This is a genomic window from Streptomyces sp. KM273126, from assembly GCF_004337435.2.
Classification (GTDB): Bacteria; Actinomycetota; Actinomycetes; order Streptomycetales; family Streptomycetaceae; genus Streptomyces; species Streptomyces acidicola.
This window is the reverse complement of sequence record NZ_SJXB02000001.1, coordinates 6,344,674-6,359,944: the sequence shown is the minus strand read 5'-3', so window position 1 is coordinate 6,359,944 and position 15,271 is coordinate 6,344,674. Positions and strand designations below refer to the sequence as shown.

16 protein-coding genes are annotated in these 15,271 nt (G+C 71.0%); 5 read left to right on the top strand and 11 right to left on the bottom strand.

All coding sequences use genetic code 11. From position 1 onward, the window contains the following. Positions 1-16: 16 nt before the first annotated feature. A complete protein-coding gene (locus E0500_RS27185) occupies positions 17-631 on the bottom strand; it encodes an antibiotic biosynthesis monooxygenase (protein ID WP_131557517.1) in 615 nt (204 codons plus the stop codon). Between the two features lie 183 nt (positions 632-814). On the opposite strand from E0500_RS27185, the gene E0500_RS27180 reads away from it, so the two are divergent. The 3 genes from E0500_RS27180 (at position 815) to E0500_RS27170 (ending at position 3,617) form a co-directional block, all read left to right on the top strand. Continuing rightward, complete coding sequence (locus E0500_RS27180; RefSeq protein ID WP_165934808.1) at positions 815-1,594, top strand: DUF3050 domain-containing protein; 780 nt, start codon at positions 815-817, stop codon at positions 1,592-1,594. A gap of 257 nt (positions 1,595-1,851) precedes the next feature. Beyond that, a complete protein-coding gene (locus E0500_RS27175) occupies positions 1,852-2,862 on the top strand; it encodes a permease (protein ID WP_131557519.1) in 1,011 nt (336 codons plus the stop codon). Beyond that, positions 2,859-3,617, top strand: a complete 759-nt coding sequence (locus tag E0500_RS27170; RefSeq protein ID WP_131557521.1) for a TIGR03943 family putative permease subunit — start codon at positions 2,859-2,861, stop codon at positions 3,615-3,617. Before E0500_RS27175 ends, E0500_RS27170 begins: the two co-directional genes overlap by 4 nt. A 111-nt stretch (positions 3,618-3,728) precedes the next feature. On the opposite strand, the gene E0500_RS27165 is transcribed toward E0500_RS27170, so the two are convergent. From E0500_RS27165 to E0500_RS27130, 8 genes are all read right to left on the bottom strand, one after another. Further along, complete coding sequence (locus E0500_RS27165) at positions 3,729-5,021, bottom strand: MFS transporter (RefSeq protein WP_131557523.1); 1,293 nt, start codon at positions 5,019-5,021, stop codon at positions 3,729-3,731. Beyond that, complete coding sequence (locus tag E0500_RS27160) at positions 5,018-6,160, bottom strand: PLP-dependent cysteine synthase family protein (protein WP_165934816.1); 1,143 nt, start codon at positions 6,158-6,160, stop codon at positions 5,018-5,020. The genes E0500_RS27165 and E0500_RS27160 overlap by 4 nt, the downstream gene beginning before the upstream one ends. Before the next feature lie 199 nt (positions 6,161-6,359). Further along, positions 6,360-6,800 carry a hypothetical protein gene (locus tag E0500_RS27155; protein ID WP_258572947.1) on the bottom strand — a complete coding sequence of 147 codons (441 nt, stop codon included), beginning with the start codon at positions 6,798-6,800 and terminating at the stop codon, positions 6,360-6,362. 242 nt (positions 6,801-7,042) lie between these two features. Continuing rightward, positions 7,043-7,495: a hypothetical protein gene (locus E0500_RS27150; protein ID WP_131557527.1), complete on the bottom strand. Its 453-nt coding sequence runs from the start codon at positions 7,493-7,495 to the stop codon at positions 7,043-7,045. 223 nt (positions 7,496-7,718) lie between these two features. Beyond that, positions 7,719-8,330 carry a hypothetical protein gene (locus E0500_RS27145; protein ID WP_131557529.1) on the bottom strand — a complete coding sequence of 204 codons (612 nt, stop codon included), beginning with the start codon at positions 8,328-8,330 and terminating at the stop codon, positions 7,719-7,721. 251 nt (positions 8,331-8,581) lie between these two features. After that, on the bottom strand, positions 8,582-10,081 hold the full coding sequence (locus tag E0500_RS27140; RefSeq protein ID WP_131557531.1) for a S8 family serine peptidase: 1,500 nt from the start codon (positions 10,079-10,081) through the stop codon (positions 8,582-8,584). 50 nt (positions 10,082-10,131) lie between these two features. Then, positions 10,132-10,440 carry a hypothetical protein gene (locus tag E0500_RS27135; RefSeq protein WP_131557533.1) on the bottom strand — a complete coding sequence of 103 codons (309 nt, stop codon included), beginning with the start codon at positions 10,438-10,440 and terminating at the stop codon, positions 10,132-10,134. A gap of 87 nt (positions 10,441-10,527) precedes the next feature. Next, on the bottom strand, positions 10,528-10,929 hold the full coding sequence (locus tag E0500_RS27130; protein ID WP_131557795.1) for a GtrA family protein: 402 nt from the start codon (positions 10,927-10,929) through the stop codon (positions 10,528-10,530). 289 nt (positions 10,930-11,218) lie between these two features. On the opposite strand from E0500_RS27130, the gene E0500_RS27125 reads away from it, so the two are divergent. Then, on the top strand, positions 11,219-12,307 hold the full coding sequence (locus E0500_RS27125) for a Rieske 2Fe-2S domain-containing protein (RefSeq protein ID WP_258572945.1): 1,089 nt from the start codon (positions 11,219-11,221) through the stop codon (positions 12,305-12,307). Here the strand turns inward: E0500_RS27125 and E0500_RS27120 are convergent. Together E0500_RS27120 and E0500_RS27115 are read right to left on the bottom strand one after the other, a co-directional pair. Continuing rightward, positions 12,283-13,065, bottom strand: coding sequence for an SDR family NAD(P)-dependent oxidoreductase (locus E0500_RS27120; RefSeq protein WP_131557539.1), 783 nt, complete (start codon positions 13,063-13,065; stop codon positions 12,283-12,285). The two genes, E0500_RS27125 and E0500_RS27120, sit on opposite strands and share 25 nt — an antisense overlap. A gap of 129 nt (positions 13,066-13,194) precedes the next feature. After that, a complete protein-coding gene (locus tag E0500_RS27115) occupies positions 13,195-14,109 on the bottom strand; it encodes an SDR family oxidoreductase (protein WP_131557541.1) in 915 nt (304 codons plus the stop codon). 243 nt (positions 14,110-14,352) lie between these two features. Here E0500_RS27115 and E0500_RS27110 point away from each other — a divergent pair, with 243 nt between their 5' ends. Beyond that, positions 14,353-15,201 (top strand): PP2C family serine/threonine-protein phosphatase, encoded by an 849-nt coding sequence (locus E0500_RS27110; RefSeq protein WP_131557543.1) that lies wholly within the window; start codon positions 14,353-14,355, stop codon positions 15,199-15,201. The last annotated feature ends 70 nt before the right edge of the window (positions 15,202-15,271 follow it).

Below are 15,271 nucleotides of genomic sequence, written 5' to 3'. Positions count from 1 at the left end.
TTGATCGTTCGCGGACCTAGGCGGCCCGTCGCTTGTGCCGTCCGCGAAGCGCCTGGAGCGGCGGGTACAGCCATTTCTTGAAGAAACGCTGCAGTCGCGGCATGAGAATCCACGTGACAATGGCTGTCACGCACAGGCACAGCAGCAGAGTGCGGAAAAGAGGATTAACGCTTTCGAGGTAAGGGAGTACGGTCAGATTGAAAAGGAGTACGGGCGGGAAGACCGCACTCATGTTGACGAACCAAAGTTTCCATTTCGGTGGCGGACGGGGTGCGGCCGGAGTCACGGCCTGGGAGTCGAACCACGCCTTGGAGCCGTTCATGGTCCGCCGGCCGGTCTCCCGTCCGAGGCCCTCCAGCCGGGCGGCCCACTCCACCCAGGTGACCGAGTTCTCCCAGGCACGGATCGAACCATCGCTGTCGAAGCGGTAGACCACATGCCAGTCAGCCTCTCCGTCGACCAGTACGCCACCACCGAGGAAACCCTGCTGCTGCGCACTCTCGCGCAGCACGGCCCACCCCCAGGAATGGAAGTCGGCCTCACGGCCCGGCACCACGTGATACGCCACGGTGACGGTAACGGGATTCCTGCTCACCCCGTCGAGTACGGATAACAACCACGTCACGTTCAAAGATTCAACGAAGAATTTTCAGCTGTCCGAAACGGAACCCTATGTCATCCTTTCATCCGGCTTGACGCCATCTGCCGAACCATACCGCTGGTAACTTCCTCGGAATTCCCGAAAGCGGTTGCCGGGCCAGGAAAGGAAGGAGCACGATCACCATCCGGCTCGGCAAGAAAGCAAAGGAGAGCCATGTCCCGCTACGACTGGAACATGAACCACGAGGGAATTGATCGGGCCCGCGCGGCGATCGAACCCACCCGAAAGGAAGTGACCGCGCACCCGATCTACCAGCGAATGAACAGCCGTGCGGACATGGCGACGTTCCTGGAACACCATGTGTTCGCGGTGTGGGACTTCATGTCGCTTTTGAAGTCCCTCCAGCGGGAACTGACCTGCGTGGACGTCCCCTGGGTGCCGCTCGGGTCGGAAGTGAGCCGGCGGCTCATCAACGACATCGTGCTGGTCGAGGAGAGCGACGAACTGAACGGCGGCTTCACCAGCCACTTCGAGCTGTACCGCGCGGGCATGGCGGAGGCGGACGCGGACACCACGCGCATCGACACCTTCCTCGACCTGGTCAAGGAGGGCCACGACGTACCCGCGGCGCTGCGCGTCGCCCAGGTCCCGGCCCCGGCCGCCGAATTCGTCCGCACCACCTTCGAGATCATCTCCGAGCGGCCGCTGCACTGCCGGGCCGCCGCGTTCGCCTTCTCCCGGGAGGACCTCATCCCGGACATGTTCGACCAGGTGATCAAGAAGGAGGGCACCGACCGCTTCCCCCTCTTCTGCGACTACCTCGCCCGCCACATCGAGGTCGACGGCGAGGAACACACCCCGATGGCCATGCAGATGGTCGCCGACCTCTGCGGCGAGGCCGACACGCGCTGGCAGGAGGCGGCGGAGACGGCGAAACTCGCCCTGGAGGCGCGGATCCGGCTGTGGGACGGCATCGTCGAGGCCCTGGGATGACCTCGTCGGGCTGACGGCCCGGGAATGACCTCCTCGGAGTGACGGCCGAGGACTGACCTCCTCGGACCGACGGCCGTGGGACCGGCCGCGGTCCGAGGACCGTGGGGAGCCGCCCGCGCTGGGGTTGCGGGCGGCCCCCACGAAATCGCTACTGCCCTACGCGGAACGCGAGTTGAGCGGCTGTACCGTGACCGGCGTACTGGAAAGGGAGGGCAACCGCCCCACCATGCCCTGCCCCGCCGGAGGTACCCGATTCCGTGACCGTGACCAGGGCAGCGCCGCCCCGCGCCGACCGCCACGACGAGGACGAGCAGCAGAGCCGACAACACAACTCGCCCCTCGCCCTGACCATGCTGCTGCTCCTGGTGGTCGTCCTGCAGGGGCCGCTCCGCGGGGCGCTCGCCGCTCCGGTGATGCAGAGCTGGATGACCGTGTTCGTGGCGGTGGTGGTGCAGGCCCTGCCGTTCCTCGTGCTCGGTGTGCTGCTGTCGGCGGCGCTCGCGGTGTTCGTACCGCCGTCGTTCTTCGCCCGCGCCCTGCCGAAGAAGCCCGCGCTCGCGGTGCCGGTCGCCGGAATGGCCGGGGCGGTGCTGCCCGGCTGCGAGTGCGCGTCCGTGCCGGTGGCCGGGGCACTGGTGCGGCGGGGCGTCACCCCGGCGGCGGCGCTGGCGTTCCTGCTGTCCGCGCCGGCGATCAACCCGATCGTGCTGACCGCCACCGCCGTCGCGTTCCCCGGCGACCCGGAGATGGTCCTCGCCCGGTTCGTGGCCGGTCTGCTGGTGGCCTGCGCGATGGGCTGGCTGTGGCACCGGCTGGGCCGCAGCGACTGGCTGCGGCCTCCGGCCCGCCCGGCGACGGAGGGCCTCGGCAAGGGGGCCGCGTTCTGGGGGTCCGTACGGCACGACGTGATGCACGCCGGCGGTTTCCTCGTCGTGGGAGCGATGGCCGCGGCCACGCTCAAGGCTGTCGTACCGGAGCACTGGCTGCGCAGCGCGGCCGACAACCCCGTGCTGGCGGTGCTCGCCCTGGCGATCCTCGCCGTGGTGCTGTCGATCTGCTCCGAGGCGGACGCGTTCGTGGCCGCGTCCCTGTCGCAGTTCTCGCTGACCGCCCGGCTCGCGTTCCTCGTCGTGGGGCCGATGATCGACCTGAAGCTGTTCGCGATGCAGGCGGGCACGTTCGGCCGCGGTTTCGCACTGCGCTTCGCCCCCGCCACGTTCGTTCTGGCCGTGCTGGTGTCGGTCCTGGTGGGGGCGGTGCTGCTGTGAACCGCCAGGCCCAGGCACTCATCCTGTTCCTCGTCGGCGTGGCCGTGCTGCGCGCCGGCTTCACCGACCTCTATCTCCGGTACGTCAAGGCCGGCTTGCAGCCGCTGCTGCTCCTGGCCGGCGTCGTCCTGATCGCCGCGGCCGCCGCGACGATCTGGTACGGCCGGCGGCGCCCCCGCCCGGCCGACGGCGACGAGCCCGAGCCGCACGAGGGCCATGAGGGCCACGAGGGCGGCCACGTCCACCACGAACCGCACGTTTCCTGGCTGCTCGTCCTGCCGCTTGTCGCCCTCATCCTGGTCGCCCCGCCCGCCCTGGGCTCCTACAGCGCGATGCGCGCGGGCACCGCGCTTCAGGAAGCCCCCTGGGGCTACCCGAAGCTCCCCGCCGGCGACCCGCTCCGCCTCGAACTGGCCGACTACGCCGGACGCGCGGTCTACGACCACGGACGCTCCCTCGGGGACCGTCACGTCAAGCTCACCGGCTTCCTCGCCCTCGACGAGAACGGCAGCGCCTACCTCGTCCGCATGACCCTCAACTGCTGTGCCGCCGACGCCCAGCCGGTCAAGGTCGGCCTGTCCGGGGAACTCCCGCCCGTGCTGCGGCCGGACACCTGGCTGGAGGTCACCGGCACCTACACCGGCAAACAGGTCAAGGACCCCGTCAACGACGGCGTCATCCCCTTCCTCAAGGCCACCGAGGCCAGACCGGTCAAGGCCCCGCGCGACCCGTACGACGAGAGCTTGAACGGCTGACCCCCGCACCGGGGCGAGTGCCCGGCAGGGGCGAGTGCCCGGCAGGGGCAAGTGCCCAGCAGGGGCGGGTGCCCCGTACGGCGCCCGCCCCCTCTCCTCACCGCTGCCGCATCACACAGCCGCGGGCTGCGGCACCGGAGTCGCCAGCCGGCCCGTACGGTGCAGGCCGTACAGGGCGGCCGCGCAGGCGGCGCCCAGCGCGCACAGCGAGATCCAGGGCAGCGCGGGCATCCCCGCCTCGCGGGCGGCGTCGAGTGCCGCGCCGGTCAGCAGGTTCCCGAGCGTGATGCCGATCCCGCAGATCGTGTTGTAGAGCCCGTAGTGCGTGGCGACGAGACGGTCACCGGAGAGCCGGACGATCGTGTCCATCTCGAAGGGGTACGCGATCATCGTGCCGACCGCCAGCAGCAGCGCGGCGAGCGTGGGCGGCCCCGCGGCCAGCAGCCACAGCCCCACGCCGGACTCCGGGACGGGCACGGCGGTGGCCGCCAGCAGCGGCACGAACGCCAGGCCCATCACGGCCAGCCCCAGAGTCAGCGACTGACCCGGCTCGTACCGGGCCTTGCACCAGGCCGTCACCCTCGTCTGGCCGAGGATCGTGCTCAGCCCGGAGACCGCGAACAGCACCGCCACCGCAGCCGTACCGAACTCGCCGTCGCCGCCGAGCCGGCGCACCTCCAGCGGCAGCGACAGATAGACCTGGAACGTGAGGACGTACGAGCCGATCATGGCGCCGGAGAAGAGCAGGAACGGCCGGTTGGCGAGGATGCCCCGCCACTGGGCGAGCACGCTCTCGCGGCCCTCCTCGGCCGGCTCCTCGCGGTCCTGAGCCCTGCGGGTCGGCAGGGCACGGATCTGCACGACCGACAGCAGCGCGAAGATCCCGGCCGACACCAGACAGGTGATCCGGAAGTCCACCCCGGTCAGCACCATGCCCACGAGGGGGCCGAGCAGGATGCCCGCCTGATAGAAGACGTTGAACAGGGCGAACGCCTCGACCCTGCGCTCCCCCGCGTCCGCCGCGAGATAGGCGCGTACCGCCGGGTTGAACAGCGCGCCCGCGAGACCGGTCGCGGCCGACGCGACGATCAGCGCGGCCAGCGAGTCCACCAGCCCGAGCGTCGCGAAGCCCACCGTGCGCAGCACGCATCCGGCGACGATCAGCGGCTTGTAGCCGAACCGGTCGGCCAGTGTCCCGCCGACGAGGAACATGCCCTGCTGGCTGAAGTTCCGTACGCCCAGGACGAGTCCGACGAGCCAGCCGGCCAGACCGAGCGTTCCGGACAGGTGGGCGGCCAGGTACGGCATCAGCATGTAGAAGCCGAGGTTGATGGTGAACTGGTTCACCATCAGCAGCTGGACGCTGCGCTCGTACGACCGCAGCTGTGCGAAAGTCCCCTTCACTTGCCCTCCTCCTCCGAGGGCGTGCGCAGGACGAGCGGGTCGACGACGTCGGTGCACCGGGTCCAGCGGGCGACCTCCCTCTCGTCGGCGCGGCCGATGAGCTCCGGCTCCGGGGGCGGCGGCACATCGAGGAGCCCGTGCCGGGCGCAGTACTCGTCGTCGTACACCGTCCCGAGATAGCGCTGCGGCCCGTCGGGGAAGATCGCCGCGATCCGCGCGTCGGCGGGCATGGTGCGGGCCAGCCAGCCGGCCACGAGGGCAACGGCACCCACGCTCCAGCCGCCGGTGGCGTAGTGCGAGGCCGCCAGCTTCCGGCAGGCCCACACCGCCTCGTGCGGGGCGACCCAGTGGATCTCGCTGAAGTAGTCGTACGCCACGTTGCGCGGATAGATGCTGGAGCCGAGGCCACGCATCACCCGGGTCCGGGCCGGCTGGCCGAAGATGGTCGAGCCGATGGTGTCGACGCCGACGATCGTGATCTCCGGGTAGAGCTGCCGCAGCACCCGGCCGATGCCCGCGGAGTGCCCGCCGGTGCCCACGCTGCACACGAGGACGTCGATGTGCCCCAGTTCGGAGGCGAGTTCGAGGGCCAGCGGGGTGTACGCGGCGGTGTTGTCAGGGTTGTTGTACTGGTCGGGGCACCAGGAACCCGGGTGCTCCTTCAGCAGTTCCACGACCCGGTCACGCCTGGCCTGCTGCCAGCCGCCCGTGGGGTGGGGCTCGTCGACGATGTCGACATGGGCGCCGTAGACACTGAGCAGCCGGGTCATGGACGGCTCCAGACCGGGGTCGGTGACCAGGGTGACGGGGTGGCCGTGCACCAGTCCGGCCAGGGCGAGGCCCAGGCCGAGGGTGCCGCTGGTGGACTCGATGATCCGTCCGCCGGGGCGCAGGTCCCCGCGGGCGCGGGCCCGTTCGACCATGTACAGACCGGGCCGGTCCTTGATGCCGCCGGGGTTGAAGCCCTCCAGCTTCGCCCAGAAGCCGCGGCCCGCCGGGGCCAGGGGCTCCGACACGCGCAGCAGCGGGGTGTCCCCGACCAGCGCCGACAGGGCGGAACGGCTGGGCGTGACAGGGGTGTTCGTGTTCGTGGCCGTGGTTGCGGCGGTGTTCGTGTCGCTGGTCGTGCTGGTCTTCATGGTCGTGCTGTTGTTCATGGTCGTGCCGTTGTTCATGGTCGTGCTTGCGTTCGTCAGTGACTGCATGTCCGTTCGCTCTCGCTCGATGAATGCGTGCGCGTGCTCATCTCGCGCCACGGCCTCGGGGCGGCAGGTCGGTCGGTCCTGCCCGCCGGCCGGTGGGCGCGGCAGCCGGTGCGGTCGGCTGCGGGCGAGAGGTCTAGATCCGCCAGCGTGAGGTGCGAACCAGCACCGTCCGTCCCGTACGTGCTCTTCGGCGTCCGCAGAGCCGACACCGCCGACGCCTCACGGTCGTGAGAACACCGGCGAGCGGCACCGCCCCCGCGGCGGCGGGTGGTTGCTCGGCCGCGGCGGCGGTGGTGGTTGTACGGAGGGTTCCGTCCGCCGTGCACTTGTCGACGCCGTGATGGCGATGGGGACCATGGGGTGCCTCATCGCCCGCCACGGTGACGGTGGTTGGGGGGACGACGGGCGTGGACGTCGGCACGGCGGCACGCGCCGGCGCCTGCGTGTCGTCGGACGGGCCGTGCACGAGGGCGCACAGGCCGATCACCGCGAGCAGGCTGCCACGCACGAGAGCCATCAGCCGGCACAGCCGGCGCGATGCGGTGGGGGTTCCGCGGGTGGTGCGTGCGGGCATGCGGGTGAGGGTCGGCAACAGATCCTCCGGGCGCCCGCGCTCTCGGGCACCACGGCGGGAGCCATGGCGCGCGGAGGCAGCGGGCATGAGTCGGGGGTGTGGGGGCGAACGGTCCTGCTGTCCGTCGGACGCCGGCTCGGACCAGAGCTCGGGCTCGGACCGGGGTCAAACCCGGGAGTCGGCCCCGGACACTGGCCCCGAAGGCGGGACGGAACAGCCGGAGAGGATGAGTTCGCCGGGCTCTAGACCTGCTGAACGACCGCTGCTCTGAGGCTTCCTGACGACGAGACGGAGAGCTCCGGCTCGTTGGGGCTGCGGTGTGCCACGGCCCGCCGAGGGCTGATCAGTTCGCCAACCGACACTGCAAAGCACGGCTGTGTGAGGGCCGGACCCTGGTACGCCTGTCCGGCGGCGCAGTGCTCGACCGGATGCGATGGAGCGTGGTCGCGGTGGCGTTCGTCCTTCGCGGTGGGAGGCATGGAGCCGTGTGCGTCCGTCGCGCCGTGGCCCTTCTCTGCCGCACCGGCGGAAGGCGCCGCCACGCTGGTCACCAGCTGCCCCGCGACGCCGTCGGGGCTCGCTCCGTGTGTGAGGACGACACCCAACAGCAGTGCGGCGAGAGCCAGCAGACGCAACAGCGGACCCGCACCGGAGCAGGCCCGCGCCATGCGCAGGGGTAACCAAGCCGTAACCACGCCGTGATCCTAACCGGCCCACGGATGCAGATCCGCCCACGCCTGGAGAGATCGCGGCAACAAGCCACGCACATGACCGATTTGCTTCGGCGAGCACTCGTGCGCGGCTGGGTGGCGTCGTTCTGGGCGCACATGTGACAGGCGAGGACCGGCCCGGCCGGGGCTCCGCGGTTCGGCACGCGGATCGGGCGCGATCGGGCGCTTGGATCGGCGCCGATCGACGTCACCCCGTCGTCCGCCCCCACCGGGTGTCCATGCGGCGCCACTCCTCGTCCCACTGCGCCATGCGCCGCCGGTCCAGCCGCTCGCGTACGCCGTACGCACAGGCCCATACCGCCCCACCCGAGAAGGCCCCGGCCATCGTGCCCAGCATGGCCGCCTCCACCTGCGCCTCGGCGGGTGCGAGCGGCCGCGCCGTCAGGAATCCGTGCCGGTCGGTCCATACGGTGACGTGGGTCCCGGGCCGGGTGTCGGGCGCCATCTGGGTGCGACCCGTGTGCTCCACGCCGCCCGTCGCCCTCCAGCGGACGGTGACCCAGGCGAGGTCGTCGTCCGCCACGCGCCGGGACGCCGCGCCCTTGGCGTCGACGGCGCTCCTGGCATTCTCGACGACCGTGGCCGCCACCGCGTGGCGTTCGGCCCGCTGCCCTTCGAAGGCCTGGCCCGCGGCCTCAGCAGCCGTCACCCCGACCAGGGCACCGCCGAACACGCCCAGCACCCAGGCCACCAGCAGCACCCACGCCTCCACGAGGTCGCTGCCCCGTCTCAGCGGGCTGCGGCGCCATCGCCACAGTCCCGCACGGGTGAGGGTTCTCTTTCCCTGCGTCTGCGACATCGGCCGACACCCCCTACGAGCACCAACCACGACCCACTTTCCCGCCACCCGCCTTCCAGTGTGCGCCGCCCGCGGCCACCGCGCTTCCGAGCCCCGACACCGACTCCGCGCCGCGACGGCCCGGTCACCGTGAGCGGCCGATTCGAGCGGCCCGCACGCCCGTTGAAGGCCGTGCGGGCCGTGCGGGCCGTGCGGGCCGGCAAGGTCGCGGTCCGATGTGTGTCCTATGTGTGTCCGATGTGTCTACGGCCTCAGAAGTGCTGGCGAGCGTAGGCGAGCGCGGCGCTGACGTTGATCAGCCCGGGCCCGGTGGCCGCGTCGAAACCGGGTCCGGCCTGGTTACCGAACCGAGGGTGTCCGTGGCCGACGGTGACGTCGGTGGAAGTGGCGGCCAGTGCCTCGGCCACCTGCCCGGGCGTCAGACGGGGCTGGGCGCCCAGAAGGACCGCTGCCGCCCCGGCGACCTGTGGGGCAGCCGCCGATGTCCCGGAGAACAGCGCCCACCCGTCGTCCGGCCGGGTACCGTCGCCGGGGTCCGGCACCAAGCCGTCACCTGCCTGGCTCTCCTCGATGTCGATCTCGCAGCCGGGCGGAACGGGCAGCATCAGGTACTGCGCCCGCGGCAGTTTCCCGACCAGTCCGCAGACCGTGGGCACCGTGACGTTCTGGAACCAGGGGCTGACGTAGCCGCTGGCGTAGTCCGAAGCCTGAAGGTCGAGGCCGGGACCGGCGAAGACGCCGCCGGCCGCGATGACGCCCGGCACCTGCGCCTCGATGCTGAACTGGCCGTTGCCTGCGGAGAAGACGACCGTGATGTTCCGCTCGACGGCGTCGCGGATCTCCAGGGCCCATACGCGGGCAGCCGCAGGCGGCGGTCCGGGCGGCGGGTACGGATCGTCGCCGCCCCAGGAGTTGGTCATCACCCCGGGGCTGTCGCTGTCGGCCAGCAGGTCGCTCTTGGCCCTGACGAAGGCGGCGACGGCGCTGGTCAGCAGCCCGTTGCTGTTGCTGGCGCGGTAGGGCCGCAAGGTCGCGCCGGGCGCCACGGCGAAGATGTTCGCCGACTCACCGGTGCCGTGGCCGACGGGGTCCTCAGCCGGATTGGTGCCCGGTTCGAGTACGACGGCAGGCCGGATGTCATAGCCGTGCAGGGTGAAGTAGGGGTGTGCGAACTGACCGGTGTCGGTCATGGCGACCGGCACACCACTGCCCACCTGACCGTCGTGGTGCGCGGCGGTCGCCCCGACCAGCATGGCCACGTCCCCGGGCAGTCGCAGGTGGAACTTGGCCACGCTGGGCGGCTGCGGGGGCGGGAACAAGCGGTGCGGTGCGCGCGGTTGCTCCAGGACCACCGCGTCGATGGCGTCGGCCCCCGGTACGGCGCCCACGGCGCGGTCCTCGGGCTGGCCCTCGCCGACGATGTCCAGGTGGGTGACGTAGCGGACCCTGCCGGACTCGACCTGCTGCAGGGCGTCGTAGGACTCGATCCGGCCGCCCGTCAGCTCCTCGAACGCCTGGGGCGGTCCGCTGACGGTCAGGCCCATCTCGCTCTCGGCCGTCACGGTCAGCCCGGCCGCCTCCGCGATCCCGCGGGCGGAGTTCCGGGTGCTCTGGTCTGCCCGGAAGGGGACGGCGGACTCGAAGGTGCCGGCTTCGGCCATCGGCGCCCCCTCGCGGGAACGGGCCGATACATAGCCGAAGACCGTCGACGGAGGCGGCTGATTGTTCTGCGCGAAGGGTGGCAGGGTCATACTTCCTCCCGATGGCGGCCGGGCGGGCGGCCGCCCGGTTGATCAACGGATCAGTGGCCGGGAGAGTGCAGGGAAGGCGGCGCGACGACCGTGACGCTCCGCACGACGGTGCGCAGCTCCGGCGGCACGGGCAGTGTCTGCGGCCTGGACCAGTCGGACGCACGGGCGCCGAACGCGTCCAGCAGCCGCTGCCACTCAGCTGTGAGCAGTGCCCCCGCCGCCATGGGCAGCACGCGAATGCCGCGCTCGGCACACCACCCGGTCAGGAGGTCGGCCGATGCGTCGTCCCGCAACTCGGCCACGGCCTCGACGACCTCATCTCCTGGCCTCTGACCAGGCACATCGCTTGAGTGGCACATGCGTGGACCTCCCCGCGGTCTCCCACACCCGAGCCTCCCATTCGGGTGACGGGCACCGCGACGGCGACTACTCCAAACGGGTGACCCTCAGGTCGGCGAGCCGCCCCCACTGGCCCCGGCGGCTTCGGCGCCCCGCAGCATGATCGTCCGGGACACCGCGAACGTCACCGGAATCGCCGCTCCGGAGGCGAGCAGCGGGGCGAGCCGACTGCCGGCGTGCAGGACGCCGACGATCACGTACATGCCTGCCGTCGTGATCAGGAAGCTGGTGGCGTTGGTCAGGGGGAACAGCAGGAATTTCCGCCAGGTCGGGCGCGTGCGGTAGGTGAACCGCGCGTTCAGGAAAAACGATCCCGTCATGCTCAGGGCGAAGGCGAGAAGGTGGGCCGCGAGATACGGCAGGCGCATCAGGAACAGCAGATAAAGGCCGTAATAGGTCGCGGTGTTGACCACACCGACCAGGGCGAAGGCAAGGATCTGGCCCGAGATGGGGCGAGCCGGTACGGGGCGAGCCGATGCGTGGCGAGCCGGTGCTTGGCGGGCTTCGGGAGGTTCTGCCGTGTGTGTGACCGTGCGCGTCTGCGCATGAGACTCCTCGTCGTGCTGCACGCCCTGCGGCCCTCCGTTTGTTCCCCGTTGGTCGCCTTCACCAGGAAGTGCGGGCGCCCCCTCACCTCGTAGCAGATCCGGCCGGTGTACTCCCCGATGCTAACGACCTCGCCCTCCGAGTCGAACACGTCCGAAGACCGGTACTCGACAAGGTCGTTAGCATCGGGACATGCGCTTTCGTCGTAGCCATGACAACCCCGACAACCTGCCCGACTTACCTCGCGATGCGCGAGCCGACCAGTACCCGATGCCGTCCGTCCCATACGGCTGGTACGCCGTGCTCCGCAGCACCGAGTTACGGCCGGGCCGGGTCGTCAGCCTGCACTACTTCGGACGTGCCCTCATCGCCTTCCGAGGGGCGGACGGCCGGCCCGCGGTACGGGACGCGCACTGCCCGCACTACGGCGCGCACCTGGGAGCCGGCGGGAAGGTCGTGGACGGCACCGTGGAGTGCCCGTTCCACGGGTGGCGCTTCGGTGCGGACGGCCGGTGCGTGGAGGCACCGTTCGCGGTCCGGACCCCCAAGGTGTCCATCGGCGGCTTCCCGGTCCGTGAGCACAGCGGGCTCGTGTTCGTCTACACCGGCCCGGGTGAGCCGCCGTGGGAAGTACCCGACATCCCCGAGACCTCATCCAGGGACTTCACCGAACCCATCGACGACACCTGCCGGGCGCGCATCCACATCCAGGAGATGCGCGAGAACATCGTGGACGAGTCCCACTTCCACTTCATCCACGGTCAGAGCGAGCCGCCCGTCCAGGACCTGCGCACGGACGGCCCCTTCGCCGAGGTCCGCGGCCGGATCCGCCGGCGCGTGTTCGGCCGGGACATCGACAACACCTTCGACGCGTTCATGTACGGGCCGGGCGTCATGGTGGTCCGTGCCCACGGTCCCGTCCTGTCGGTGACCGCCGTCGCCCTCACCACCCCCGTCGACGACCGCACGAGCGAGATGCGGATGCTGTACTACGTCCGCAAGCCGTCCCGCCTCCCGTTCCTGGCGCCCGCGCTCAAGCTGGTCTTCCGCATGGAAGCCCTGGACGAGGTGCGCGAGGAGGTCCGGATCTGGGACCACAAGATCCACCAGGCTCGCCCCGTCCTGCTTCCGCACGAGAAGGGAATCAAGGCGCTGCGCCGCTGGTACGCACAGTTCTATCCGGCCGGTTGCCCCGCCCCGACCGACGTGCCGCCCGGCAGTCCGTCCGGGCCGTCGCACGACCTCACCGCGGTCCGTCACGGCAGTGGTCGTATCGCCTGATGGAACGCGGTGTTGACCGCCAGCAGACCGCCGTCCACACACAGGGTCGTCCCCGTGATCCAGGCCGCGTCCCGTGAGGCGAGGAACGCGACCGCCGCCGCGATGTCCTCCGGCTCCCCGACCCGCCCCAGCGGGTACGCCGGGGCCACCGCGTCGAGTGCGGTGTCGCGGCCTTCCCACGCCGAGGTGCGGACCGTGCCCGGCGCCACCAGGTTGACGCGGACCCCGCGCGGCGCCGCGTGCCCGGCGAGGGTGCGGGTCAGCGACATCAGCCCGGCCTTCGCGGCGCTGTAGGCGTGGTTGCCGAAGTCCTGGATGCCGTTCACGGAACCGATGGTGACGATCGCGCCGCGCCCCGAGGCCACCAGGTGCGGGAGCGCCGCGCGACAGCAGCGGTAGGCGCCGGTCAGGGTGAGGTCGATGTCGCGCGCCCACACCTCGTCGGGCCCGTCCTCGAAGAGCGGGACGTCGGGCGTGCAGCAGGCCGCGCTGTTGACCAGAACATCGAGCGAGCCGAAGGCGTCCACGGCGTACGCGACGGCCGCCTCCACCGACGACCGGTCGCCCACGTCGCACCTGTACGCCTCGGCCGTGAGCCCGCGCTCGCGCAGGTCCGCGGCCGTCTTCTCCGCCGCGTCCAGGTCCACGTCGGTGACGAGCACGCGGGCGCCCTCCTCCCCCAGCCGCCGGGCGGTGGCCGCGCCGATACCACGGGCCGCGCCCGTGATGAGGACCCCGTACCCGTCGAAGCGCTTCATCGGGCTGTCCGAATGCGTCTGATGCTTCTGATGCTTCTTCGGATGCGCCGGGTTCATGGACCGATTCATGGACCGATTCATCGGATTCATGCGCCGAACGTACTTGCTCGGCCGTCCGCCTGACGGTTGTCAGCGGTACCCCGTCGCGTCCGCCGGCTTGTTCGCGTCCTGGACCTCGACGATGTAGCGCCAGGCGTCGGGGCGGCTGCCGTCGAGGTCGGTGAAGCCGTACACCTGGGCGAGGCCACCGCTGGAGAGCGACTCGCCGTTCCAGCGCGCGACGTCGGGGTCCGCGGCCAGGGCGGTGACGGCCCGGCCGACATAGTGCGGGGTCTCGGAGATACAGAAGTGGGGGACCTGCTCCAGGGCGTCCCGCCAGGTGTCCTCGGTGACGCCGAAGGTCTCCAGCATCATCTCCGAGCGGAGCCAGCCGGGGGTGAGGGCCACGGCGGTGGCGCCGCGCGGGCCGACTTCGTGCCCCAGGGAGAAGCCCATGCGCAGGACGGACGACTTGGCGAGGTCGTAGAAGAAGGAGTTGCGGTAGGTGTCGCGGTTGTACTCGGCGGTGCCGTCGGTCATCTCCACCACCAGGCCGCCGGGCCTGCGCAGCAACAGGGGCAGGGCATGGTGGAGGGTGATCGCGTGCGTCTCGACGGCAAGCCTCAGCAGCCGCAGGCCCTTGTCGAGGTCGTGCTCCCAGACCGGGGTGTCCCATGCGAAGAGCAGTTCGCCTCCCCAGATGTCGTTGACGAGGACGTCCAGGCGCCCCTGCTCGTCGTCGATACGGTCCACGAGCGCACGGACGCGGTCCGGGTCCAGGTGGTCGGTGGGTACGGCGATCCCGTGCCCGCCCGCCGCGGTGACGAGGTCGGCGGTGTCCTCGATGGTCTCCGGCCGGTCGTACTCCGAGCGCCGTGCGCGGGTGCTGCGGCCGGTGACGTACACGGTGGCCCCGGCGGCCCCCAGTTCCACGGCGATCCCGCGCCCCGCCCCGCGCGTCGCCCCCGCGACCAGTGCGACCTTGCTCTCCAACGGCCTTGCCATGTCCGACCTCCCGTGCCTCTGAACCGCCACCCTGACGAACACCGGCTCCGGAACCGGTGTCTCTTCGAGGGTGTCGTGGAAACCGGACATCTTCTGTCGGGTTTCCCGACGACGACTTCGGAGTTTCCCGATGACGTCGAAGTTTCCTGACGGCTTCGGAGTTTCCTGGCGCCATGCCGGTGGTCGGGGAATCCCGTACCGGCGGCCCGGAGAACTCCGCGGCTCTGCCAGGATGCGTGACCGATGAGCGAGAGTGCGGACTGTGTCGAGTGCGGTGGAACGGTCGCCCCGGACGGGCAGTGCTGGAACTGCGGTGCCGCCCAGCCGGGGTTCCGGGCGCATGTGGAGATCACGGCGGAGGGCGGTGCGGCGGGCATCAGCGACCGGGGCCTGCGACGGGGCGTCAACGCGGACGCGATGGCGCTGGTCGCGACCGGGGCGTGGACGGTGGGGGTTGTCTGCGACGGGGTGACTCTGTCTCCCAGGTCAGAGCGAGCCGCCCGGGTGGCGGCCGACGTGGGAAGCAACTTCCTTGTCGAGCAACTGAGTTCGGGTGTGCTGCCTGAGGTCGCGCTCGTCGGGGCCGCGGTGCGTGCGCACCGAGCGGTCGCGGCCCTCGCGGGGGTCGCCGGTGCCGCTGCGGACCGCCGGGACGTCACAGCCGCCGTCGCACCGGCCTGTACCTATGTCGCCGGCGTCGTCGGACCGGAAGGCATCTGGAGTGCCTCCGTCGGCGACAGCCGCGCCTACTGGCTGCCGGACGAGGGTCCCGGGGCGGCGCTCACCGAGGACGACACGGGCGGCCTCGAAGCCCTGACCGCGTGGCTGGGCGCCGACGCGGACGAGCCGGCGCCGCACGTCCGGAGCTACCGGCCGCCGTGTCCCGGCCGGCTGCTGCTGTGCACGGACGGGCTGTGGCGGTACCTGCCGGACGCGGAGGGGCTGAGGGCGGTGGTCCGGCGCGCGGGGGCGGGCGGCGAGGGTCCGCGGGTCGAGGCACGGGCCCTCGTCGGGTACGCCCTGGAGGCCGGCGGGCACGACAACGTCACGGCCCTGCTGCTGCCGGTCGCGTCGAGCGTGACGGCCAGGTGAGGCGTACGTCAAGGACGAGTGGGGCGTACGTAAGGGACGAGTGGGGCGTCCGTCCGGGATGAGCGAGGCG